Origin of the sequence: Serratia sp. Ag1 (assembly GCF_000743355.1) — a bacterium.
GTDB lineage: Bacteria > Pseudomonadota > Gammaproteobacteria > Enterobacterales > Enterobacteriaceae > Chania.
This window is the reverse complement of record NZ_JQEI01000023.1, coordinates 73223-98556: the sequence shown is the minus strand read 5'-3', so window position 1 is coordinate 98556 and position 25334 is coordinate 73223. Positions and strand designations below refer to the sequence as shown.

At 54.0% G+C, this 25334-nt stretch carries 20 protein-coding genes; 4 read left to right on the top strand and 16 right to left on the bottom strand.

Annotation, left to right across the window (positions count from 1 at the left end; genetic code table 11):
* Positions 1-11: 11 nt before the first annotated feature.
* Positions 12-1136, bottom strand: coding sequence for a tRNA guanosine(34) transglycosylase Tgt (gene tgt, locus IV04_RS13755; protein WP_037394702.1), 1125 nt, complete (start codon positions 1134-1136; stop codon positions 12-14).
* A gap of 75 nt (positions 1137-1211) precedes the next feature.
* Positions 1212-2279: a tRNA preQ1(34) S-adenosylmethionine ribosyltransferase-isomerase QueA gene (gene queA / locus IV04_RS13750; RefSeq protein WP_037394705.1), complete on the bottom strand. Its 1068-nt coding sequence runs from the start codon at positions 2277-2279 to the stop codon at positions 1212-1214.
* A gap of 120 nt (positions 2280-2399) precedes the next feature.
* Here queA and IV04_RS13745 point away from each other — a divergent pair, with 120 nt between their 5' ends.
* The 4 genes from IV04_RS13745 (at position 2400) to IV04_RS13730 (ending at position 6900) form a co-directional block, all read left to right on the top strand.
* On the top strand, positions 2400-2981 hold the full coding sequence (locus IV04_RS13745) for an ACP phosphodiesterase (protein ID WP_037394708.1): 582 nt from the start codon (positions 2400-2402) through the stop codon (positions 2979-2981).
* 229 nt (positions 2982-3210) lie between these two features.
* Complete coding sequence (locus IV04_RS13740) at positions 3211-3813, top strand: peroxiredoxin C (RefSeq protein WP_037394711.1); 603 nt, start codon at positions 3211-3213, stop codon at positions 3811-3813.
* Positions 3814-4018: 205 nt separating this feature from the next.
* Positions 4019-5782: a gamma-glutamyltransferase gene (gene ggt / locus IV04_RS13735; RefSeq protein WP_037394714.1), complete on the top strand. Its 1764-nt coding sequence runs from the start codon at positions 4019-4021 to the stop codon at positions 5780-5782.
* Positions 5783-5901: 119 nt separating this feature from the next.
* Positions 5902-6900 (top strand): LacI family DNA-binding transcriptional regulator, encoded by a 999-nt coding sequence (locus IV04_RS13730; protein ID WP_037394717.1) that lies wholly within the window; start codon positions 5902-5904, stop codon positions 6898-6900.
* A 42-nt stretch (positions 6901-6942) separates the two neighbouring features.
* Here IV04_RS13730 and araD read toward each other — a convergent pair whose 3' ends face one another.
* From araD to IV04_RS13660, 14 genes are all read right to left on the bottom strand, one after another.
* Complete coding sequence (gene araD / locus IV04_RS13725) at positions 6943-7635, bottom strand: L-ribulose-5-phosphate 4-epimerase (RefSeq protein WP_037394720.1); 693 nt, start codon at positions 7633-7635, stop codon at positions 6943-6945.
* A complete protein-coding gene (locus tag IV04_RS13720) occupies positions 7629-8498 on the bottom strand; it encodes an L-ribulose-5-phosphate 3-epimerase (RefSeq protein ID WP_037394721.1) in 870 nt (289 codons plus the stop codon). Before IV04_RS13720 ends, araD begins: the two co-directional genes overlap by 7 nt.
* The gene (locus IV04_RS13715; RefSeq protein ID WP_037394723.1) at positions 8485-9978 is read right to left on the bottom strand and encodes an FGGY-family carbohydrate kinase; all 1494 of its coding nucleotides are present in this window, start codon (positions 9976-9978) and stop codon (positions 8485-8487) included. Before IV04_RS13715 ends, IV04_RS13720 begins: the two co-directional genes overlap by 14 nt.
* 16 nt (positions 9979-9994) lie before the next feature.
* On the bottom strand, positions 9995-10984 hold the full coding sequence (locus IV04_RS13710) for an ABC transporter permease (protein ID WP_037394726.1): 990 nt from the start codon (positions 10982-10984) through the stop codon (positions 9995-9997).
* The gene (locus IV04_RS13705; protein ID WP_037394728.1) at positions 10981-12471 is read right to left on the bottom strand and encodes a sugar ABC transporter ATP-binding protein; all 1491 of its coding nucleotides are present in this window, start codon (positions 12469-12471) and stop codon (positions 10981-10983) included. Before IV04_RS13705 ends, IV04_RS13710 begins: the two co-directional genes overlap by 4 nt.
* Positions 12472-12525: 54 nt before the next feature.
* A complete protein-coding gene (locus IV04_RS13700; RefSeq protein WP_037394730.1) occupies positions 12526-13443 on the bottom strand; it encodes a substrate-binding domain-containing protein in 918 nt (305 codons plus the stop codon).
* Positions 13444-13510: 67 nt separating this feature from the next.
* On the bottom strand, positions 13511-14578 hold the full coding sequence (locus IV04_RS13695) for an alcohol dehydrogenase catalytic domain-containing protein (RefSeq protein ID WP_037394734.1): 1068 nt from the start codon (positions 14576-14578) through the stop codon (positions 13511-13513).
* A 367-nt stretch (positions 14579-14945) separates the two neighbouring features.
* Positions 14946-16769, bottom strand: a complete 1824-nt coding sequence (gene malZ, locus IV04_RS13690; protein WP_037394739.1) for a maltodextrin glucosidase — start codon at positions 16767-16769, stop codon at positions 14946-14948.
* Positions 16770-17001: 232 nt separating this feature from the next.
* Positions 17002-18405 carry a proline-specific permease ProY gene (gene proY / locus IV04_RS13685; RefSeq protein ID WP_037394742.1) on the bottom strand — a complete coding sequence of 468 codons (1404 nt, stop codon included), beginning with the start codon at positions 18403-18405 and terminating at the stop codon, positions 17002-17004.
* Between the two features lie 71 nt (positions 18406-18476).
* Positions 18477-19799: a branched-chain amino acid transport system II carrier protein gene (gene brnQ / locus IV04_RS13680; protein WP_037394951.1), complete on the bottom strand. Its 1323-nt coding sequence runs from the start codon at positions 19797-19799 to the stop codon at positions 18477-18479.
* Positions 19800-20202: 403 nt separating this feature from the next.
* A complete protein-coding gene (locus IV04_RS13675) occupies positions 20203-21936 on the bottom strand; it encodes a M14 family metallopeptidase (protein WP_037440918.1) in 1734 nt (577 codons plus the stop codon).
* Positions 21933-22784 (bottom strand): ABC transporter permease, encoded by an 852-nt coding sequence (locus tag IV04_RS13670; RefSeq protein WP_197062133.1) that lies wholly within the window; start codon positions 22782-22784, stop codon positions 21933-21935. Before IV04_RS13670 ends, IV04_RS13675 begins: the two co-directional genes overlap by 4 nt.
* 6 nt (positions 22785-22790) lie before the next feature.
* Complete coding sequence (locus IV04_RS13665; RefSeq protein ID WP_037394747.1) at positions 22791-23717, bottom strand: ABC transporter permease; 927 nt, start codon at positions 23715-23717, stop codon at positions 22791-22793.
* Between the two features lie 54 nt (positions 23718-23771).
* Positions 23772-25292: an ABC transporter substrate-binding protein gene (locus IV04_RS13660; protein WP_037394752.1), complete on the bottom strand. Its 1521-nt coding sequence runs from the start codon at positions 25290-25292 to the stop codon at positions 23772-23774.
* Between the last annotated feature and the right edge of the window lie 42 nt (positions 25293-25334).

The following is a 25334-nucleotide window of genomic DNA, read 5'->3' as shown; positions in this document are numbered from 1 at the left end:
CAATTATTAATTCAAACATTTAAAGGTGGGACCGGCTTACCGATCCGCTCATAAAAATCTGCAACAAACAGCTCTAATTTACTCTCTTCAATAGCCTGACGTAAACCCGCCATTAAGCGCTGGTAGTATCGCAGGTTATGAATTGTGTTCAATCGGGCACCTAATATTTCGTTGCAACGATCAAGATGATGCAAGTAGGCACGGCTATAATGGCGGCACGTGTAGCAATCACAGTCTTTATCCAGCGCAGAAGTATCATCCTTGTGCTTGGCATTACGGATTTTCACCACTCCGTCAGTCACGAACAAGTGGCCGTTACGGGCATTACGCGTTGGCATCACGCAATCGAACATGTCGATCCCACGGCGCACCCCTTCCACCAGATCCTCCGGCTTGCCAACCCCCATCAGATAGCGAGGCTTATCTTCTGGAATTTGTGGGCAAACATGTTCGAGAATGCGATGCATATCCTCTTTTGGTTCACCGACCGCCAAGCCGCCCACAGCGTAACCATCAAAGCCGATATCCACCAGCCCTTTTACGGAAACGTCACGTAAATCTTCGTAAACCCCGCCCTGAATAATACCGAACAAGGCATTTTTATTGTTCAACTCGTCAAAACGCTGGCGGCTGCGCTGCGCCCAGCGCAACGACATTTCCATTGAGCGCTTGGCGTAGTCCCAGTCGGCTGGGTAAGGCGTGCATTCATCAAAAATCATTACGATGTCTGAACCCAGATCGTACTGGATTTCCATCGATTTTTCCGGGCTGAGGAACACTTTATCGCCGTTAATCGGATTGCGGAAATACACGCCTTCCTCTTTGATTTTGCGCATCGCCCCCAGGCTGAACACCTGGAAACCACCGGAGTCGGTCAGGATCGGGCCGTGCCACTGCATGAAATCATGCAGATCGCCGTGCAGTTTCATGATCTCCTGCCCTGGGCGCAGCCACAGATGGAAAGTGTTGCCCAGCAGGATCTGCGCACCGGTATCTTTCACTTCTTCCGGCGTCATGCCTTTGACCGTACCGTAAGTACCCACCGGCATAAACGCCGGGGTTTCTACAACGCCACGTTCGAAAACCAGGCGGCCACGGCGAGCGCGGCCATCGGTTGTTTGTAATTCGTACTTCACAAAACCTCCAGCACCGGAAAAACAGTCCGATGACATTAAAACAGGGCCACGCGGTGCGCGTAACCCAGGAATATGTTAGCCAACAGGGTCACTCTCTGCCTGCGGATTACGGCTGATAAACATCGCATCACCGTAACTGAAAAAGCGATACTGCTCGGCCACTGCCTGTTGATAGGCATTCATGGTGTGTTTGTAACCGGCAAACGCCGAAACCAGCATGATCAGCGTCGATTCCGGCAGGTGGAAATTGGTCACCAGCGCATCAATCACCTGATAATGATAGCCAGGGTAGATAAAGATCCGGGTATCGCCAAAAAACGGGGCAATCAACGCGTCTGTACTGGCCTTAGCCGCACTCTCCAGTGAACGCACAGAAGTGGTGCCGACGGCCACTACCCGTTTGCCACGGGCTTTACAGGCCAGCACGGCATCCACCACCTCTTGCGGCACTTCGGCATATTCCGCATGCATCACATGCTCTGCAATGGTTTCCACCCGCACCGGTTGGAAAGTCCCCGCGCCGACGTGCAGCGTGACAAACGCCATTTCAACGCCCTTGGCGCGTAAGGCCGCCAACAGCGGTTCGTCGAAGTGCAACCCGGCGGTCGGCGCAGCAACCGCACCCGGTTTTTCGCTGTAGACGGTCTGATACAGCTCGCGATCGGCATCCTCATCAGGACGAGCGATATACGGCGGCAATGGCATATGACCAACCGCATCAAGAATAGTAAAAACGTCACGATCGTCATTGAAACGCAGTTCAAACAGCGTGTCATGGCGGGCCAGCATGGTGGCGGCAATGCTTTCGTCGTCACCCAACAGCAGCTCAGCACCGGGCTTCGGCGCTTTGGAGGCCCGTACGTGCGCCAGCACGCGGCGATCGTCCAATACCCGCTCCACCAGCACTTCAATCTTGCCGCCGCTGACCTTGCGGCCAAACAGGCGCGCCGGGATCACTCTGGTGTTATTGAACACCAGCAGATCGCCAGCCTCCAGCTTATCCAGCAGATCGGTGAATACGCCGTGCGTCAACGCTCCGGTCGGCCCGTCCAACTGCAGTAAACGGCAAGCGCTGCGTTCTGGCTGTGGGTAGTGGGCAATCAAAGACTCAGGGAGTTCAAAAGAAAAATCGGCGACGCGCATGGGTATTCACTTCTTCAATATATAACGAACGTAGGAAAAACAGGCGCTACAGTCTAAAGCCGTGAGCGGCCAGCGGCAAGAAATAAGGAGGCTTTGCCTAACATGCGTTATAGTTGCCAAATGAATTTTCTTGCTCATCTCCATCTGGCCCAGCTTGCTGAAAGCTCGTTACTGGGCAATCTGCTGGCCGACTTCGTGCGTGGTAACCCTGCCGGGGACTACGATCCTGAAGTGGTGGCTGGCATCATGATGCACCGCCGTGTTGACGTGCTCGTCGATACCCTGCCCGAAATCAGAGGCTGCCGTCATTATTTCAGCGCGGAATTCCGCCGCGTTGCGCCCATTACGCTCGACGTGGTGTGGGATCACTTTCTGGCGCGCCATTGGCATCAGCTTGAACCCACCCGTAGCCTGCAAAGTTTCACTCAGGAAGCACGCGGCCAGATTGTGCCGCATCTGCCATTGACGCCAGCGCGCTTCCAGAATCTGAACCATTATCTCTGGCCGGAACGCTGGTTGGAGCGCTATGCTGAACTGCCGTTTATTGCCAACGTATTACAGGGCATGGCCAGCCGCCGCCCGCGTTTAGATGCACTGGCGGGGTCTTTTGCCGACGTGGAGCGCAATTATCATCTGCTTGAAACACAGTTCTGGCAGTTTTACCCGCAGATCATGCAACAGGCGAAAGCCAAGGCGCTGTAATCGTCTGCTTAAATGCTATAAGGTACGCAGGTTTACAAGAAATTGCCTTTTAGCGCTTGCCCTTTTATGCGAAAAGGTTATTTTTAAAGCTTGCCAAATTTAATCCCTCGGTTTGATAGGTAAAAACTATCTCATTGATTGGTTATTTACCCTTTCTTCACCGAGTCACGGCCCCTATACTGGCCCTTGTTTTTACATCAACCCCCTAACAACTATTACAGGAGTAATTATGGTCCTGGTAACTCGTCAAGCCCCTGACTTCACCGCTGCTGCCGTACTGGGCAATGGCGAAATCGTTGAAAACTTCAACCTGAAGAAACACCTGAACGGCAAACCAGCCGTCCTGTTCTTCTGGCCGATGGACTTCACCTTCGTATGTCCTTCTGAGCTGATCGCTTTCGATCACCGTTATGAAGAATTCCAGAAGCGCGGCGTTGAAGTTGTAGGCGTTTCCTTCGACTCAGAATTCGTACACAACGCATGGCGTAAAACCCCTGTCGACAAAGGCGGCATCGGTGAAGTGAAGTACGCCATGGTTGCTGACATCAAGCGTGAAATTCAGAAAGCTTACGGCATCGAACACCCAGACGCTGGCGTAGCGCTGCGTGGTTCTTTCCTGATCGACAAAGACGGCATCGTGCGTGCTCAGGTAGTTAACGACCTGCCAATTGGCCGTAACGTTGACGAAATGCTGCGTACTGTTGACGCCCTGCAATTCCACGAAGAGCACGGTGAAGTGTGCCCAGCTCAGTGGGAAAAAGGCAAAGCCGGTATGGGTGCATCTCCAGAAGGTGTGGCTAAGTACCTGTCTGAGAACGCTTCCAAGCTGTAATTTCAGTTTGCTTGCGTGTGAACCGGTCAGCCCTGCTGGCCGGTTTTTTTTATGTGTTGTACCTATTTTGTGCTTTACCTCTCTGTTTCAGCCCATCTCTTATTGCCCGCCTGACCCCTGCCGCTACTATCATTGTCCTGACCTGTTTTCTGCTTACAAAGACCGGTACAGAATCTCATCACAATAAAAACCGAAAGGAGTCACCATGTTATTGCAAAAGTGGAGCCAACCGCTGACCCTGGCAGCCTTGCTGGTCAGCAGTAGCCTGTATGCCGCCTCCAATCCGGCGGTAGAAGCTAAAAACGGTATGGTGGTAACATCGCAACATCTGGCCTCACAGGTCGGCGTAGATATTCTCAAGCTGGGGGGCAATGCGGTAGATGCTGCGGTGGCAGTAGGTTACGCCCAGGCGGTCGTTAACCCCTGCTGCGGCAATATTGGCGGTGGTGGCTTTATGACCGTGCACTTGGCCGATGGCACCGACACCTTTATCAACTTCCGCGAAACCGCACCAGCCGCCGCCAGCGCTGATATGTATCTGGATGCTGACGGCAAAGTAAAAAAAGACGCCAGCCTGTACGGTTATTTGGCGGCGGGTGTGCCTGGCACGGTATTGGGGATGGAAACCGCACGTGAGAAATACGGTAAGTTGAACCGTGAGCAAGTGCTCGCACCGGCAATTAAGCTGGCACGTGAAGGTTTTATCCTGACGCGCGCCGACACCGATATTCTCGACACCACCACGGCACGTTTCAGGCAAGACCCAGAAGCGGCGAGAATCTTCCTGCGTAAAGACGGTTCATCACTGCAGCCGGGCGATCGGTTGGTGCAAACCGATCTGGCCAATACGCTGGAAGCGATCGCCAAACAAGGCCCTTCAGCCTTCTATCTGGGCAAAATCCCGCAGGCGGTGGAGGAAGCAGCCAAAAAAGGCGGTGGGATCCTGACGGCAGCCGACTTTGCCAACTATAAAGTTACCGAAGATAAACCCATCACCTGCAGCTATCGTGGCTATAAGTTCGTTTCTGCACCACCACCCAGCTCCGGTGGCGTAACGCTGTGTGAAACGCTGAACATTGTTGAAGGGTATGACTTAAAAAGCATGGGCTTTAATTCAGCCGCAGCGATCCACACCCTAACCGAAGCCATGCGCCATGCCTATATGGACCGTAACACCTACCTCGGCGATCCGGCCTTTATTAATAATCCGGTCGATCGGCTGGTGAGCAAGAGCTACGCCGAACAGATCCGCAAACAGATTATCGCTAATCGAGCAACGCCTTCTGAAAACGTGCAACCCGGCATGCAACCACACGAAAAACCAGAAACCACCCACTACTCGATCGTCGATAGCTACGGTAACGCGGTTTCTACGACTTACACCGTCAATGGCCGTTTCGGCTCTGTGGTGATCGCTCCGGGCACCGGTTTCTTCCTCAATGATGAAATGGATGATTTCACCGTCAAAGTCGGCGAGAAAAACCTTTACGGCCTGGTGCAAGGTGCAGCAAACGCCATCGCCCCCGGTAAGCGCCCACTATCTTCGATGAGCCCGACGCTGGTGACCAAAGGCGACAAAATCTTTATGGTGCTTGGTTCACCAGGCGGCTCGCGCATTATCAGCATCACGCTGCAAACCGCCCTGAACATTATCGATCACGGTATGCCACCACAAGAGGCGGTAGATGCTCCACGCATTCACCATCAATGGTTGCCGGATGAGGTGTATTACGAACAGCGCGGCGTGTCAGCCGATACGCTAAAGATTCTGCAAGAAATGGGCTACAAAATGGTTGAGCAGAACCCTTGGGGAGCTGCCGAGCTGATTCTGGTGGGCTTACCGGGCGCTGCGGGTGTCACTCCTGCTAACTCCGGCAATGATTCTGCCGTTTCCGGTAAAGTGCGGGAAGGTTACCTGTATGGCGCCAACGACGTGCGCCGTCCGGCGGGGTCAGCCGTGGGTTATTGATTCCACGGCCTGACGCTCAATGGATTCCACCTGGCTGCCAGACGGCAAAGTTCGTCTGGCATCCTGTAGGTAGCTTCCCTACAATAGAGTTCTGTTGATGCATAAAGCAAGGATTGACGGTGTCAAAAGCAAATGCAACTATTGTCGATATTGCACGCCGAGCTAACGTGACTAATATCACTGTTTCCCGTGCTTTTAATAAACCTGAATTGGTGAAACCAGAGACGCTTGAAAAAATCCATGCTATCGCTAAAGAGCTTAATTATGTGCCTAATGCTTTTGCTCAGGGATTAAAAAAAAGCAGCAGCCAGATTATCGGGATTGTCACCAGCAGTTTGTATAATCCGTTTTACTCCAATTTAATTCAGACCGTATCGCGTATCGCCCGCTTACAGGGATATCAGATCATGCTGTTTGATACCGACGGTAGCGAAGCCGCAGAAATGCAGGCCATTCAGGCGCTGTTTGGTTATAAGGCCCGTGGCATTCTGCTTTCCGCCGTGCGCGATGACAAGCACTACCAACCGGCCTACCTGAACCAGGCCGAACGTTACCATACCCCGCTGATTCTGATCGACCGCGATATTTATAATCAAAAACTGAGCGGCGTATTTCTGAATAATCGGGAGATCGGCTACCTGGCCGGGAAATACCTCGCTGAACAGCCAGACAGCAAAATTCTTATTCTCGGTGGCCCGGCTGATTCAGAAATCACCCTGATGCGCACTCAAGGCATTATTGAGGCGTTGGAAAAAAGAAACAGTGAAGTCACTATTATCAACGGTGACTATGACTTTATTTCTCAGGCTGCACAGGTTAAAGACTATCTGGCGGTGAAGAAAAATCAGCCACACTATATTGTCGGCCTGAATGGCATTATCACGCTTGGCGCTATTTCCATCTGCCACCAGCTTAATATTTACGACCGGATAACATTCTTTTCGATTGATGAACCGCCCAAAGCCAATGATTACGGTTTACATATCGCGGGGGTTTATCACGATACGCAGATGTTAGGGGAAATAGCCGCAGAACTGCTGTTCAACGCCATTAAAGATACCGCTAATGATCGGCCCCTGAGGCGTGAGTTTTTTACCGGGAAGTTATTGGTGCAATAAACATCAGGTTGCCGCAGTTTACGGCAACCTGAACGCTGGCCGTTATTGCCCGTAGTAGGCATTCTTACCGTGTTTGCGCAGAAAATGCTTATCCAGCAACACCGGTTGCATGGCGGTTGCTGCTGGTGCCAATTGCCGGGTGGCCATCGCCATCGCGGCCACCTCTTCCATCACCACCGCATTGTGCACTGCATCCGCCGCCGTTTTCCCCCAGGCGAATGGGCCGTGGGAATAGACCAGTACCCCTGGCACCTGCAGGGGATCGCGATCGGCCAATTGAAAAGCCTCAACGATCACGTTGCCGGTTTCCCGCTCATAATCACCGGCAATTTCGGCTTCACTCATTGGCCGCGTGCAAGGGATATCACCATAAAAATAATCGGCATGCGTGGTGCCCAACGCCGGGATCGGCTGCCCCGCCTGCGCCCAGATGGTGGCATTGCGGCTGTGGGTGTGCACAACACCACCGATATGCGGGAACGCACGATAAAGCGCCAGATGGGTGTCGGTATCGGAAGAGGGCTTACGCCGCCCTTCCTGCACTACGCCGTCCAGATCAACCACCACCAGATCGTCCAACGTCATTTCTTCGTAAGCGATCCCCGAAGGTTTGATCACCACCAATCCGCGCTGGCGATCGATCGCCGACACGTTTCCCCAGGTAAAAGTCACCAAACCATAGCCGGGCAGGCTGAGGTTGGCCGCCAGCACCTGCTGTTTCAGTTCGCTCAACATGCCATACTCCCTATTTGCCTCTGTTGCTCAATCCAGCGTTTAGCTTGAGCGATATGTTGCCTGTCTTCGCCATCGTTACGCGCCCACATCTCCAGCAGGAACGGCCCCTGATACTTCAAACGGTCTAAAACGGCAAAGGTATGGGCAAAATCAACGCAGCCGCTGCCAAAAGGCACGTCACGAAACTGCCCCGCCGCCCCCGGAGCCACCGGTAGGGTATCTTTCAGATGGATGGCCGTGATCTTGTCGATGCCCTGTTCCAGCTCAAAAGCCACATCGTTACCCCAAGCGCTCAGGTTGCCAATATCGGGATAAACGGTGAACCACGGGCTGGCAATCTGCCGCGAAAACTCGCGCCATTTACTGATGCTGTTGATAAAGGGGGTATCCATGATCTCCACAGAGAGCATCACCTGTGCTTTAGCCGCTAGCGCCACCGACCACTGCATACCTTCGATAAAACGCTCGCGCGTGTGGCGATCCGAGCTTTCGTAATAAACGTCATACCCCGCCAGTTGGATATTCCTGATACCGAGGTCCACCGCGAAATCCAGCGCCTTCTCCAGCAAAACCTGTGCCTGCTGACGGGTAGCCGCATCGGCACTGCCAAAAGGGTAACGCCGATGTGCCGACAGGCACATGCTGGGCAAGGCAATGCCGCTGTCAAAACGAGCATTAATCAGCGCTAAACGCTGTTGACGATCCCAATCCAAACGCTGCTGGCGCTCAGGCTGCTCATCAATAGAGATCTCCATAAACTGGAAACCCAGCTCACTGGCAATCCCTAACCGTTGTGCCCAATCCAACTGTGCCGGTAACGCCTTCTCATATAGCCCCAGACACAGGGTGTTAGTGTTTTGCATAATTGACCTCGTTTAATGCCTGGGCGATCGCCAGATAGCCCGCAAACCGCTCGCGTAAACGCCGATTGGCAGCGGCATCGGGGAAATAGGTGTGTAATTTAGGCTGAACGACCTGTACCGCTTCGCTAAAGCTGGCGTATTCGCCCGCCCCCACGGCGGCGCAAAGAGCAGCAGCGCGGCAACCGCTTTGCTGGATATCCACCACTTCCAGCGGCAAGTTGCCCGCATTGGCAAACATCTGCATCCAGATAGCCGATTGGGTTGGGCCACCGGTCATGCGGATCCGCTCCACCCTTGGGTTCAGCGCCACCAGGCGATCCTGATGAACCAGGTGCGAGAACACGATGCCCTGATAAATCGCATGAACAACATCGGCCAGATCGTGATGGCTACCCAGGCCGATCAACCCACCGGGCAGATTGCTGCCGAGGTTAGAACCATACAGGTAGGGTAAAAACACAATATCGCTTGGCCGCTCGCTGCGCTCAGCCACCCAACGGTTGAACTGCGCATAACGCTGCTGGTCATTGTCACAGAATTGGCGTAAAAACCAGGCCAGATTGCCCGCTGAAGTCGGGCTACCTTCATGCACAAAATAGCGGTCCGCCATGCAATAACGCCCCCAGGCAAACGGGTGCGGAGATGGGATCACGCTTTCAGTCACACAGGTCGCTATCGACCAGGTGCCCGCCACCGTGCTCAGGATGCGATCATCGACAACCCCGGAACACAGTGCGGCTCCCACCACATCAAACAGTCCACCATACACCGCCGTTCCGGCAGGCAACCCGCACTGCGCTGCGGCGCTGGCGGTAACCCGCCCGGCCAGTTCAGCCGATCCCAGCAGCGGCGCGGTTTTATCCACCACTTCGTCTATGCCAAAAGCCGCCATCAGTTGTGGATCATAAGCCGCCAACTGCTGATTAAACAGGTTGCTGCCAGAGATATTGGTCACCTCTGCCGCCACCTCACCGGTCAGGCGAAAGCGCAGATAGTCATGGGCCATCAGCACCGCATCTATTGCGGCATACTGCGCAGGCTCATGCTGCTTCAACCAGCGCAACAGCACCGCCGGGTGGCTGCTCCAAATCGGCTGCAGGCTGCGTGGATAGGTTGCCGCTTCCACTCCTTGCTGCTGTAAATCAGCGACAATCGTACTCGTACTGGCACGGGTATCTGATGAAACGATACCGTTGCGCACCGGTTTGCCCTGCGCATCAATCGCATACAACCCTTTACCATGCGACGAAAAGCTCACACCGCGCACCTGCTCACCGCTTACTGCCGCCAGTTGCAGCACTTGGCGGGTCGTTGCACAAAAATCCCGCCATAGCGCCTCCATCTCACGCTCGCTGAAACCCGGTTGCAACGACAACGCTTCACCATCACATTGCGCGACGGCAACTTCCTCACCGTCAGCTCGATACAGCCCTGCCTTGATCAAGGTTCCGCCAATATCAACGCCCAGAAAATATCTCATTGTTCTGCCCCTGCCGTTACTTACGGCGGCTAGAACTGAGGTAAATAGCCGCAAGAATAATGCCGCCCTTCACCACGTTCTGAATGTAAGGTGACACGCTCATCAGGTTGAGGCCGTTGTTCAACACGCCAAGCATCATCGCGCCAACCAGGGTGCCGATAATCGCCCCACGGCCCCCCGAGATCGCCGCCCCACCCAACACCACGGCAGCGATCGCGTCCAGTTCAAAGCCTTCACCGGCATTCGGCTGCCCGCTCATCAGGCGCGAAGTCAGCACCAGCCCGGCCAACGCCGCCGTCACCCCGCTGACCACATACACCAGAACCTTATAGCGAGAGACGCGAATACCGCTCAGGCGGGCAGCCTCTTCGTTACCGCCGATGGCGTATACATAGCGGCCAAACGGCAGGTGGTTGAGCATCAGCCACGCCAGAACATACACACCAGCCATGATCAGGATGGGCACCTGAATGCCCAGAAACGAACCCCGCCCGAAGAAAGCAAACACCTCCGGCAGGCCGGAAATCGGATAACCGCCGGTGTACAGCAGCGCCAAACCGCGGGCAATGCCCATAGAGGCTAATGTCACGATGATCGGCGGCATGCGCAGATAAGCGATACAGGCACCGTTCGCCAAGCCGAACAGAGCACCGATCAACAGCGCAGCAACCATCGCCAGCGGAATGGGGATGCCACCGAGCATCAACCCGGCGGCAATTGAACCAGACAGTGCCATCACCGGCCCGACCGACAGATCGATACCGCCGGTCAAGATCGCGCAGGTCATTCCCACGGCAATAATGGCGTTAATGGACACCTGCCGCGCCACGTTGGTCAGGTTATTCACTGTCAGAAAGCTGTCATTAAACAGGCTCATCAACACGAACAGGATGACAAAGCCGATAAATGGCAACACGGCGGGATGGTGCAGCCATTTATCCCAGCGTTTGCCGAGGCTCTGCGTTGAGGCATAGCGGGCGGGTGAAGACTGTTCAATTCCGATCATAGCGCACTCCCGGTAGCGTGAAGCATGATGTTGTGAGACTCGATTTCATCACCGCTCAGTTCGGCAACAATGTGGCCAGCACGGAATACCAGCACGCGATCGCAGACGCCGATAATCTCTGGTAATTCTGATGAAATCATGATGATAGAGATGCCTTCCTGCGTGAGCTGCTGCATCATCTGGTAAATTTCAGACTTCGCCCCCACGTCAATCCCACGCGTCGGTTCATCGAAAATAAGGATGTTGCAGTCATTGTTCAGCCAGCGGGCAATGACGACCTTCTGTTGATTGCCACCGCTCAGGGTGTTGACCGTGGTATCCGGGCTCGGCGTTTTCACCCCCACTTCCAGGATCAGGCGGCGCACATTCGCGCTATCCTTGCGAGCGTTGACCAAAAACCTGCCGAACCGCTCGTGGCGATTGAGCGTAATGTTCTGGGCAACCGAGAACGGCAATACCAACCCTTCGGTTTTGCGGCTTTCCGGCAACAGACCGATACCCCGCTTTAGCGCCTCCGCCGGGCTGCGCAGCGTTACCGCCTGCCCGTTAAGGCTGACCTGCTTGTGATAGCAAGCACTTGCACCAATCAATGCCGATACCGTTTCCGTACGGCCAGATCCCACTAACCCGGCAAAGCCCAGAATCTCGCCTTTGAACAGGTGAAAGTTGTCTGTTTGCTGGTGTTTGCTGCGCTGAATGCTGGCTTCCAGCAGACGCACCTGCGTGTTTACCGCGTGCCGCTTCGGCGGAAAGGTGTTCTCAATCTTGCGCCCAACCATCAGCTTCACCAGTTCATCCACGTTTGTCTCAGCCGTGGGCAACGTCTGCACATAAGTGCCGTCGCGCAGCACGGTAATCTGGTCGCAAACGGTGAAGATTTCGTCCAGATGATGCGAGATAAACACCATGCCGACACCAAGCAATTTCAGATCGTTCATCACGCTGAACAGGTGCTCGGCTTCGCCGGGAGTCAACGTGGCGGTAGGTTCGTCCAGCACCAGCACGCGTGCGTCCAGCGACAGCGCCTTGGCAATCTCGACAAACTGCTGTTGGGCAACGCTGAGTTGTTCAACCGGGCAATCGAGATCGATATTGACCGCCAGGCGTTTAAATATCGATTCGGCTTTTTTACGCATCGCCTTGCGGTCTAATAATCCCCAATGCGTTTTAATTTCCCGATTGAGGAATATATTATCAATGGCGTTCATATAAGGAATTAATGAGAACTCTTGAAATATAATCCCCACACCCGCATCAATCGCTTGGCGATAATTATCAAAATGTTGGCTTTCACCTTCCATAAATATTTCACCAGAATCAGGCTGGTGAATACCACACATAATTTTAACCAGCGTTGATTTACCGGCTCCGTTCTCCCCCAGCAAAGCATGTATCTGGCCGGGTTGAATAGTCAGATCAATACCATCTAACGCTTTCACCCCCGGAAAGGATTTCTTAATCTGCTTTAATTCTAATAGTGCCGTCACGATAAACTCCTCTGCAATTATCGCTCTGCCTCCAGACAGAGCGATACCGAGCGCTTACCAACTAAAACCGGTCGCGTTACTGCTGTCGATCAGCTTCACTTTTACCGGAATGGTTTTCGGTACGTTAGCTCCCCAGTGGCGGGCCAGCGCAATCCCCAAGGCAATACGCATCTGATCGCGGGGGAACTGGGCAGAGGTGGCAATAAACGGCGAGTTCGGTTTCAGGATCTCCTTAATCGCTTCCGGGTGGCCGTCAACGCTCACCAGTTTGACCTTGGCACCGTTGCTTTCAATTGCAGCCAAGGCTCCCAGGGCACCTACGTCGTTAACGCTGAAGATACCGGCCAGATCGGGCGTCGACTGCAACATGTTTTCGGTCACCGTCAGCGCAGTATCACGCTCTTGCTTACCGTTTAGCTTGGTGACAATCTGCATCTCCGGGTGCTTTTTAATTGCATCTTCAAAGCCGCGCACGCGTTCAAGGATCGGCACCACCGGGATACCGTCCAGAATCGCCACTTTGCCCTTGTTACCCAATGATTTCGCCAGATATTCACCAGCCTGGAAACCGGCGTCATAGTTTTCTGAACCGACAAATGAATCCAGCGGGCCTTCGGCTTGTGCATCGATCGCCACCACTACCGCTCCGGCCTTGTGTGCCGACATCACTGCCGACTGCACGCCAACCGAATCCGTCGGGTTAATCAGCAGAATATCCACTTTCTTTTGCAACATATCTTCAACGTCATTAATTTGTTTTGATACATCATGACGAGCATCGGCAATATAAACTTTGGCACCAATATCATTGGCCGCCTGTTCTAATGCCTGTTTCATTGAAACAAAATATTCGTTATTCATCTCCTGAAAAGAGACACCAATCGTGATTGGTTTGGCGATGACTGAATGACTGGCGATCAACATCCCGCCAGCAACAATAGCAGGCAGCGTTTTTTTGATAAAAGAAAACATATTTTATTCTCCTGTAGGGTGAGTCATTATTATCAGAACAACAATATGTACTTATTAATGCAGGGTATTAAGGAACCAGTACCACTTTAATAGAGTCCGTGGAGTCGGCGATGGCGAAAGCCTGATCCCAATCGTTTAATGAATAACTGTGGGTAACTACGCCTCTGGAAGTCACTAAACCGCGTTCAAACAGATCGATGGCGATTTCATAACTGTAAGGAGCCAAATGCGCGCCGCGAATATCCAATTCTTTGCGATCGCCAATAATCGACCAATCGACGGTGGTTTCTTTGCCAAATACGCTGAACTCAACAAAACGCCCCAATTTGCGGATCATCTGCAAACCCTGAGTCACACCGATGGGAGCCCCAGTCGCTTCAATATAGACATCGCAACCGTAGCCGCCGGTTAAGGCCTTAACGATTTTATCGGCATCTTCTTTCAATGGGTTGATCACCACATCGGCACCAAATTCTTTGGCAAGCTCCAAACGCTCATCAATGGCATCAATGACAATCAGCTTTTTCGGCGTTTTCAAGCGCGCGACCTGCACCATGCATAACCCAAGCGGCCCGGCCCCGGCCAGCACTACGACGTCATCCAGTTGGATATCACCGCGCGCCACGGTGTGGATGGCACAGGCCATCGGTTCGATCAGCACCGCATCTTCGTGGCTCAGGCTTTCAGGGATCTTATGCACAATGGCGTTTTCCGAAAAACGCATATATTCCGCCATCCCCCCTTCGGCGACATCTTTCTGGAAACCATAAATATTGTGCGTTTCACACATCCAATAGCTGCCGGACTTGCAGTAACGGCATTCCCAGCACGGTACGATCTGTTCGGCGATCACCCGCTCGCCAATTTTGTACTTCTTCTCTGCCCCTGGCCCCATGGCGGCAATGCGGCCATAAAACTCGTGGCCCGGCACCACCGGGGGTTTCACCCAAGGTGTTTCGCCCCAGAACATCTGAGCACCATTTTTACATTTACAGTCTCCGGCACAGATCCCACAACCTTCAACCTTGATCACTAACTCCTTGGCTTTTGGCAACGGAGTCGGCACTTGTTCAAAACGGTAATCCTGTGGACCATGACAAACTACCGCTCGCATCTTCTCTGGTAACTGGCTCATTTTCTTCTCCATTTTCAATTTTAACCGACTGAAAACCAAAATGTTGACGTTGTCATTTTTCATAAAAATAATAATGAAAATATTATTAATGATTATATTTCAATGAAATAACCCTTTAACTCCCACCAAGATAAGAAATGACAACGTAAACATTGGAGATCATATAACCAAAGCTCAGAAAACAAATGTTTGAACAGAGTCACAGTTCGTTAACATCTAGTCTAAAAGTGCTACAGATTTCAGATCGTGATCACATTAGCCAAGGGCGAGTGCTTGAGAATACCGAGGGGAATGTATGAGAAATTCGACCTAACAGGCGGTGCGTTGCCATTGAGTACAACGCACCACCTGCTGGCGTTAATGAGGTTTAATGATTTAACCGCCAGATGGAGGCAGACTCCGCCCCCAACCGCAGTTGTAGCCCATTGTCCACTGCGTTGAGTTCGCCTTCACCTTCTAACCGTTGCCATGCACCCGCTGGCAACAGGGGGTTATAGGGCAACACCACGTCGCCATTGCCGCAACGCTGTAATGCCACCAGCACCTGTTCTTGCTGGTAAGTACGCACAAACACCAGAGTTTCCCCTGTGGCATACAATACCTGGCAACCCCCACGCCGCAGCGCTTTACTCTGTTTACGCAACGCAATCAGGTGGCGGAACAGGTTCAACAACCGGTGATTCCACTGGTTTTCATCCCACGGGAAGGTTTTGCGGCAGAACGGATCGTTGCCACCGTCCAGGCCGATTTCATCGCCATAATACAGGCAAGGCACGCCAATCCAGCTCATCAGCCACACCGCCGCCATCTGCATACGCTGGGTATTATTCTCCAGCATCGTCAGAAAACGCGCGGTATCGTGGCTATCTAGCTGATTAAACTGAATAAGCTGGCGATTGTGCGGCAACCCGGCACGATAACCGTCCATCCACTCCGCGCAGGTGGCTGCATCGATCTGTACCGGATGATAAGCCACGTCCTGCCCCGCCAGAAACGCCCGCACCGGCAAGGCAAAGCCCACATAGTTCATCGCGGCATCTTCAACCCCGGCATGCAGCCAGCGCCGAGCATCGCCAAAATGCTCGCCCAGAACATAGGCTTGCGGGTTCTCCTGCTTAACCGCCTGATAAATCCCGGCCAAATGATGCAGGTTACCGCCCGCACCGCCGTTCTCCCCCAGCATATGCACCACGTCCAGCCGCCAGCCATCAATGCTGTAAGGTGGCCGCATCCAGTGGCGCACCACGCTGTTGTCGGCACGATAAATGGCGTCCACCACCTGTGGTTCGGCAAAATTGAGTTTGGGCAGATTAGTGTGGCCTTTCCAGGTCAACGCTTCCCCATCCGGGTAAAAATTAAACCAGCCACGGTAAGGGGAATCCGGGTTATGGCAAGCCCCCTGTTCAGCCTGTTGATAGCGATCGAACCACGGATGTGAATCACCAGTATGGTTGAAAACCCCATCCAACAGCATTTTCATCCCCACCTGGTGAGTGCTTACTCGCAAACGTTGCAGCGCCTCGTTGCCCCCAAAGTGCGGATCGACCTGGTAATAATCATCAGTGTCATATTTATGCACGCTCGGCGAGGTGAAAACCGGATTGAGATACAGCGCCGTTACGCCTAGCTGCTGCAGGTACGGCAGTTTCTCGCTGATGCCATCCAGATCGCCGCCATAAAAGGTGGAAGCCGAATGTTGTTCTTCCAGCGGGTGCTGCCAATCACGGCGGATCACATCGCAACCCGCCGCATGGTGATGATAGCTGCCGCTGGCAATCCCATGCGCCGCACCGCTGCTGGCAAAGCGATCGGGGAATATCTGGTAAAACACCTGATCGGCCACCCACATCGGGCTATGATTCGGTTCATCGACCGCGAACTGCGCCAGTTGCCCCGGCGGGATCAGCGACCAACCCTGCGGGCCAAACCACTGCTGGCGATGGGCCCACAGCAGTTTGAAACAGTAGCGCCGGGTGGCTTCCCCTTCGTTCAACGTCAGGCTGGCGTGGTAACGCCACATTCCTTCCGAAGCCTGCGCCTTCATTTTCAGCAACCATTCCTCATTATCCGGCTCGGTGCGCAACAAGACCTGTTCGGGCAGATCATCGCCCTGTAACCACAGCGTGATCTCCAGACGTTGCCCTTTCTTCACCACAAATGGGGGGACGGGCTGGTGCCAGGCATTAAGCATGAAGGTTCTCCTATAGACGGCACGATTCAATGCCCCGAACAATGCCACGTTGCATGCCATTTCCCCTCCTCTCTGATCGACAAACTCGGGGGAGGAGCCGAGGGGTGGAGATGCGGATGCGTAAGATGAATTTTAGGTTAACGTATTTTCGCGCTGCAGAGTGTTTTTTGAGCTGTTTTAGCCGGGGAATATCATCCTATCGGCCCTGCTTGCAGGGCCGATAGTCTTCAGATCAATCTTGTTGTACTGCCAGCGCCGCCTGCTTCTTCTGGCGGTTCACCTTGAAGTAATAGCCCAACAGCAATAACGCTACCCATACCAGCCCGGCATACAGCGAAACGCGAGTGGCCGGGAAGTAGCCGATCAGGCCAATGATGAATACCAGGAAGATAATGGCAATCACCGAAGTGAAAACACCGCCGCGCAGCGGGAAGTCCAGCTTCTTCACCTGATCTTTGCTCAGGCTGCGGCGGAAGGCGATCTGTGAGATCAGGATCATAATCCACACCCACACGGTGGCAAAGGTCGCCAACGAGGCGATCACCAGGAACACGTTTTCCGGCATGATGTAGTTGAGGTACACAGCGATCAGCATTGCCAGCATCATCACCACAACCGTCACCCAGGGGATACCGCGTTTAGAGATTTTACTGAACACTTTCGGTGCATGGCCCTGCTCGGCCAAACCGTGCATCATACGGCCAACGCCGAACACATCGCTGTTGATCGCCGACAATGACGCGGTGATCACCACAAAGTTAAGAATACCTGCCGCCATGGTGATCCCCATATGCTGGAAGGTCAGTACAAACGGGCTACCGTTGACGCCAACCTGATTCCACGGGTAGATCGACATGATGACAAACAGCGTCCCCACGTAAAACACCAGAATACGCCATGGCACCGAGTTGATCGCTTTAGGAATCGACACTTTCGGATCTTTGGCTTCACCAGCGGTGATACCGATAATCTCGATGCCACCATAGGCAAACATCACCAATTGCAGCGACAGCAGCATGCCGATAACGCCATTACTGAAGAAACCGCCGTTGGTCCACAGATTGCTGATCCCCGTCGCTTGGCCGCCGTTGCCAATCCCCCAGACAATGATACCGATCCCGGCCACGATCATGATGATAATGGTGGCCACTTTGAAGAAGGAGAACCAGAACTCCAGCTCACCAAACACCTTCACGCTCATCAGGTTAATGGCACCAATGATCAGCACAATGCTCAATACCCAAACCCAGTGCTGCACATCGGGGAACCAGACGCCCATATAAATACCGAACGCTGTCACATCGGCAATCGCGACGATCAGGATTTCAAAACAGTAGGTCCAGCCGGTGATATAACCGGCCATCGGGCCAAGGTAATCCTGGGCATAGCGTGAGAACGAACTGGCCTGCGGGTTGTTGACCGACATTTCGCCCAGCGCGCGCATAATGATAAACGCGATAACCCCGCCGATCAGGTAAGCCAACAGAACGCTGGGGCCCGCCATGCGGATAGCTTCGGCAGAACCGTAGAATAACCCGGTGCCGATAGCGGAACCGAGAGCCATAAAACGGATATGGCGCGTACTCAGGCCCCGTTTCAGCTTATTGGGCGCGGTGGTGGATGACTGTTGTTGCATGAAGATGACCTGTCCCTTTAAACGTGCAAAAGCCACGGACAAGTCCGTGGCCCAAAGTTAAAATCGTCGTTTTATGAGTGCGCAGTGACTTCGCGGCTGCGTGCAAAAACTCGATCATAAATTGCGACCAACGCCAGCATCAGCAATGAAGGTGGCAACCATGCCAAGCCCTGCACCGCCAGCGGTAGGTTATTCGTCCAGGCTGGCAGCAGATGCTGCAAGCTGGACGCTTTTACCGCATCAAGAATACCAAACAACAGGCTGACTAACATCACTGGCGCAACAATTCGTGAAGTGCTGTTCCACCAGCGCAGCGTGAAGCTCAGCAGCACCAGCACGATACAAGGAGGATAAATCGCCGTCAGTACCGGGATCGAGATCTTAATCAGATGGCTCAGGCCGAGGTTCGACACCAGCATCGAGAACAGACCCAGAATGAACACCAGTGTCTTGTAAGAGAACGGCAGATACTGCTCAAAAAACTCGGCACAGGCACAGGTCAAGCCCACCGCCGTCACCATACAGGCGATAAAGATCAGCGCAGCCAGGAAGAAACTGCCCAAACCGCCAAAGGTATTTTGCACGTAAGCATGCAGGATCACCGCGCCGTTAGTGGCATCCGGCGTCAACACACCGCTGCCGGAACCCAGCTTGAACAGGCTCAGATACACCAGCGTCAGACCGATACCGGCGATCAACCCTGCCAGAATCGTGTAACGGGTCAACAGACCGGTATCTTTTACCCCACGCGAACGCGCCGCATTGACGATCACGATGCCGAATACCATCGCCCCAAGCGTATCCATGGTCAGGTAACCGTTCACGAAACCGGAAGAGAAAGGCACGCTCTGGTAAGCCTCTATCGCTGGAATCGGTGTTCCGGCGGGCCACACCAGCGCAGCAATGCCCAGAATAGCCAGCGCCACTATCTTCAGCGGGGCCAGCACATGGCCCACGGTATCAAGCAGGCGGCCCGGATACAGCGAGATACCGATCACCAGCGCGAAGTAAACCAGGCTGTAGATAAACAGCGGCAATGGGCCGTCACCGGTCAACGGCGCAATACCCACTTCAAAGGAAACAGTTGCAGTACGCGGAATGGCAAACAGAGGGCCGACGGCCAGATAACACACCGTTGCCAGCAGCAGGCCAGCACTGCGGCCAATCGGCGAGCTCAGGGCATCAACACCGCCCCCCACGCGCGCCAACGCGATCACCGTCATCACCGGCAACCCCACAGCGGTGACCAAAAAGCCCAGAGCAGCAATCCAGACATGCTCACCTGACTGCAAACCCACCATCGGTGGGAAAATAATGTTCCCGGCCCCGACGAATAACGCGAAGGTCATAAACCCCAACGCCAGAATATCTTTTGATGCTAAACGCTGACTCATACGATGCTGCATTGCCTGTACAAAATGAAAAAATTGCCGCCAGCGGCGCAGAGCTTGCCGCGTGGCTCGGCCCAAGCCTGGGCCAGCACAAATGCTGTGCAAAAACGCATGGCGTTCTTGTTATGCGGCTCGGATTATTTAGAGTCTAGTGCCGAAAGGCAAGATGCAGCAAAGAAAGCAGAACGATCGTCCAGATAATATTTTTCGACCAGTCGATCATATTAGTTATCAATGAATACACACTACATGATTTGTATTATTTTTGAGCGCAGCTCTCACGAAGTGTGAAAAATTTCGCCAGATATTGCGTGTAAAAACCAAAAAATAACCACCTCATGCATATAGCATGCTCACTTTTAGCACTGCTCAAGTGGATTGCGCTGCCGACCGGCAGCGCGCACGGTTAATCTAACAACCCACTCTGTAAAGCGTCATAAGCGGCGATCACCGCCGCCATCTGGACAGTATGCGCACGTATGAAATCCGCGCCATAAAGGGTTTCATCGGGGTACTCGGTGATCAAGGTCAGCGGTACCGTGTGGCGCGCATCCTCCCCGAGCAAACACGGGAACCCATTGAGCAGACGAAAACCGGTCTCCCCTGCGCACTCTTCAAATAGCGCGATTTGCACATTGTTGTCAGCAACCAGCCCATCAATGGCCGCTAACTGACGAGTGACGGCATCAAGCAACCGTTCCGCCTGCCGTGCCCAACCCGCATGGTGGTTTACAATCAGAAAGAAACCTTTCGGCAGCGTCCACATCTCGAAGCCGCGCGGCAGATAACCCGAAAATGGCCGCGTCCATTCATGGCTGGGATAGCCGTGCAAGTTGACATGTAATCGGCTTCCCGTCAGCGCTTGCGCCTGAACGCGGATCGCTTTTTCCCACAGCGCTTCCCCGGTGCGGTACTCCAGATCGTCCCCCAACGCGGTGTAGCGCGCCGCATGGTGCATATGATGCGGATAAACGGCGCAGAGCCGCTGATGCAGCGCATAGCCATCCGGGTTTTCCTGCGGCGAGAGCGTAAAGTGGGCGCCCTGGCGAGCATGCAATTGTTGTGCAGCACGCAGCGCCCCCACCACGCCGGACGTTTCATTGGCATGTTGCCCTGCGCTGATCATCATTGGCTGGTCGCTGCCTTTGGTGTAACTGCCGTAGACGATGCGGCCAGAACGAGAAGCTGCGGTGTAAATCTCGCCCCCTAAACGGGTCAGTTCCTCGGTGATCTGCCTGGCGTAAAGCGGTGCGGCTGCCGTCGTCAGTTCCTGTGCCACCCCAGAAGCGTCCTGGGTCGATAACCCGCACAATCTTATACACACCGAAGGGTTCCCATCGGTATAGCTGATTTCCGGCACAATCTGCCCCGGTTGCAGGCCGCGATCCCCCAATGGGCGACCTGACTTTTGCTGAAACACCTCCAGCAAAGAGAAGTAGATGTCCTCATGCAGCGCTTCCGCCAGGCTGATCACTTCATGGCCATATGCCAGCGGTTGCTCTTTTACCGCAAGCTGCACGGCAATGTTCAGCTCTTCAAAATAAGGCTCGCGTTCACCCCAGTCATAATCACCGATCGCCGTCATAATTTGCTGGAACAGGCGCTCAATATCAGTCTCGAAACGCTCGCTGCTGACCGTGTCCCGTTGGACGACGGTCAACCAGCCGGTCGGCGAGAGCAACGTCTGCCCGACGCTGTCCTGATGGAGCCGGTTAGGTGCAAAAACCGCATGCTGTTCCTGGTGCCCATCGTGAAAGGTCAGCATCACTTCATAAGTACAATCGTCTTTCTCTGAAGCATGAAATTGTACCGGCACCTTATCAACCAGCTTGGTGAGCGGGTAAGTCTCCAGCAGAAAACGGTTTTTAGCGGCAGCGGGATGGTTTGGGTAACGGAGCGTTATCGCTGCAAGCTGCTGGCAATCAACCTCTTCAAGAAAAAAATGCAGCAAGGGTTTATACGCGCTGCGCAACCTGGCATTAACGCCGCAGGCTTGCAGTTGCCTGGCCGCCGCCTGGCGGCTCTGCCGATCGTCGAACAACCATGCCTCAACGGTCGCACCGCGCATCGCCGGGTCAGAAAAACGCGCTACCAATTGTTCCAGGCTGCGCTCAATAGATTGCTGAAAAACAATGCTCATCGCGAGGTTCTCCCCGTCGGATCAAGGCTATCACGCAGCCAATCCCCCAGCAGATTCAGCCCCAGAACCGTCAGCAAAATAGCCACTCCGGGGAAAACGCTGATCCACCAGGCCGTTTGCAGATAGGTCCGCCCATCGGCCAACATCCCACCCCAACTTGGAATCGTAGGATCCACGCCCAACCCCAGGAACGTCAGGCTGGATTCAAGCAGGATATTATTCGCCACGTTGAGGGTCATCAGCACAATCACCGGGCCCAACAGGTTAGGTAGCAGATGCTGAAAGATAATGCGCCAGTCCGTCACCCCGATGGCGCGCGCCGAGAGAATAAACTCACGCTCGCGCAGCGCCAGCACCGAGCCACGCACCAGGCGCGCATACTGCACCCATTGCGAAACAATCAGCAGGATAATGGTATTGATCAGGCCGCCGCCAACAATGGCGATAAAGGTGATCGCCAACAGGATAAAGGGCAATGCCAATTGCACATCCGCAAAGCGCATCACGACCATTTCCCAGAAACCACGATAATAACCGGCGATGAGCCCCATGATCACACCAATGACCACCGCACCGATGACGGAGGCAAAGCCCACCAGCAGTGAGATTTTCCCTCCGGTAATCACGCGCGCCAGTATATCGCGCCCGAGCGGATCGGTGCCCAGCGGGTGGGAAAACTGGCTAAACGGCGCCAACAGCCGCGCCATCAGATCCACTTTTTCGCCGCCATCGGGGAACAACAGGCCGGAAAACAACACTGCCAGACAGATCAGCAGCGTCAATCCCACCCCAAGAATAAACTCCAGATTCGCGAAGCGAGAGGCCGGTAAAGAAGATGAAATGTTCACAATCGGTTACGACTCCGTCCGAATACGAGGATCGACCAGGCCATAGGCAATATCGACCAGAAGATTCACGCCAATGATCATCAACGACAGCACCGTGATACTGGCCTGGAGCACCGGGTAATCGCGCGCCTCAACCGCTTCGAACGCCAGCGTTCCCATTCCCGGCCAGTTAAACACGCGCTCGACCACCACAATACCGCCGAGCAAACCGCCAAATTGCAGGCCGAAGTAGGTGATCAGCGGGATGGCGCAATTACGCAAAGCATGCTTGTACAGCACCTTGTTTTCGCTCAGCCCCTTGGCCCGCGCCACCATAATGTACTGTGATTGCAGCGTTTCAAGCATGGCAGTGCGGACCAGGCGCACATTGGTGGCGGTGAGGATGATCCCCATCGTCAGCGCGGGCATCACAAAACTCTCCAGGCCGCTCATGCCGCTCGGCGGTAACCATTGCAGGGTGACGGCAAACAACAGCACCAGCATGGTCGCCAGCCAGAAGTTAGGAAAGGAGAGCCCGACTAATGAGACAATGCGGATCACTTGATCCACCCATTTACCGCGCGCCACAGCGGCCTTGATCCCCAGCGGGATCGACAGCGCGATGGATACCGCCATCGAGGCAACGGCCAATAGCAACGTGGCGGGCAATGCGTCACCAATCAGCAGAGCAACCGGTGTGCCGCCCATAAAGCTCCGGCCAAAGTCGAGCGAAAATATCCCTTTGATAAAATTCAGGTATTGCACCATAAACGGCTGATTTAACCCCAGCCCGATGCGGATCTGCTCTAGATCCGCTTCTGTGACGCTACTGGCGCCCAGCGTCAGCATCATCGCCGGATCGCCAGTGAGACGGATCGCGAAAGCGACCGTCAATGTCACCACCATCACCACGAAGATCGCTTGTAACATGCGTTTAATCAGAAAAGCAGCCAAAATTGATATCCTTCCACAAACGTGACAATTCCCTGCAGCGACTCCGGCCAGTATTTACTCCACGCTCACTTCGGTCAGACGCAGGCGGCTATCCGGCGGCGGAACAAAATCTTTCACGCGTTTGTTGATACCGTAAATAACCTTGAGGTTATATAGTGGCATTTCCAAGGCGCGATCCGCCGCATAACTGGCAATTTCCCTGAGGATTTTCTCGCGTTTGGCCCCATCAAGCGTGGCGCGCTGGGATAACAGCAACGCATTCATTTTGCTGTCATTATCGTAGGGGTTCCATTTCTCGCCAGCGTAATACATCGAGTAGGCCGTATTATCGTAATCGAACGTCCAACCGCCCCAGGACTGCTGGAACATCGCCCCGGTCTTTCCTTGCGGGATAATGTCATTCAGCAGCGTATTGGTTTCATAGGGTTTGATGGTGGCATTGATGCCCACCATCTGTAGGTAGCTGGCGACCGCCTGCACCACTTCATTAAAGGTGGCGTCGTTGCCGCGAATATCAACCTGGATCTTGGCACCCGGTTTCACCCCGGCTTCCGCCAGCAGTTTCTTCGCCTGCACCGGATCGTAAGGGAGCGGCTTCATTGCCGGATCATAGCCAAAGGAGAGTGCGCCCTGGAGGCTGGCAATCGGCACCGCCTGACCGGCGAGAATGGATTTGATAATGGTATCGCGATCAACGCCGAGGATCATCGCTTTACGCACGCGTTCATCCTGAGTGATACCATTGCGGGTGTTAAAACGCAGCGAATAAACCGTCGGCCCGTCAGTGGTCACAACGGCCAGCTTAGGGTTGGCCTGAATGGTGGGAATCATACCGATCGGGATCGTCGGAGGGATCACCAGGTCCACGCGGCCCGCCTGCAATTCCGCCACGGCCGTCGCCGGTTCGGTAATAAAGCGATACTCCAGTTCCGACAGCTTCGGCGCGCCACCCCAGTGCTCGGCAAACGCCTCCAGTTGCAGGTTCACCTTCGGCTTATAGGCGACAAACTTAAACGGCCCGGTGCCGACAGGGTGAGTGTTAAAAAAGTCGTCACCCTTTTCCTGAATGTATTTCGGCGGCACGATCATCGCACCATAACTCGCCAGCTTGGTCAGCAGCACCGGGTCAAGGTTTTTCAGATGAAAATCAACCGTTTTGTCATCAATCACTTCAACGCGTTCAATCGCATTGTAATTCGAACGCTGCGGGCTTTTGGCTCCCTCTGCGCCCAGCAAGCGATCAAAAGTGAATTTTACCGCAGCGGCATTAAAAGGCTCGCCATTGTGGAATTTCACCTGCTCACGCAGATGAAAACGGATGCGTTTGCCTTCATCCAACTCTTCCCAGGATAACGCCAATGCGGGCACCAGCTTCAGGTCGGGCCCACGGTAGAGCAACCCATCATAGATGTTGGTCGCAACCGAGGCCCAGTTGACCAGGAAGGTATCGATCGGATCCCAACTGCCCGGATCCTGTGGCGATGCTACCGTCATTTTACCGGCCGCCCAGGCTGGCGCCGTAGAAAAAGCCATGCTGGAGAAAACCAGCGCTGCTAACAGCCGTTTATATTTCATTCCTTTTCCCTTTGATTGCAAAAAACACCCTTGAATGCTCTA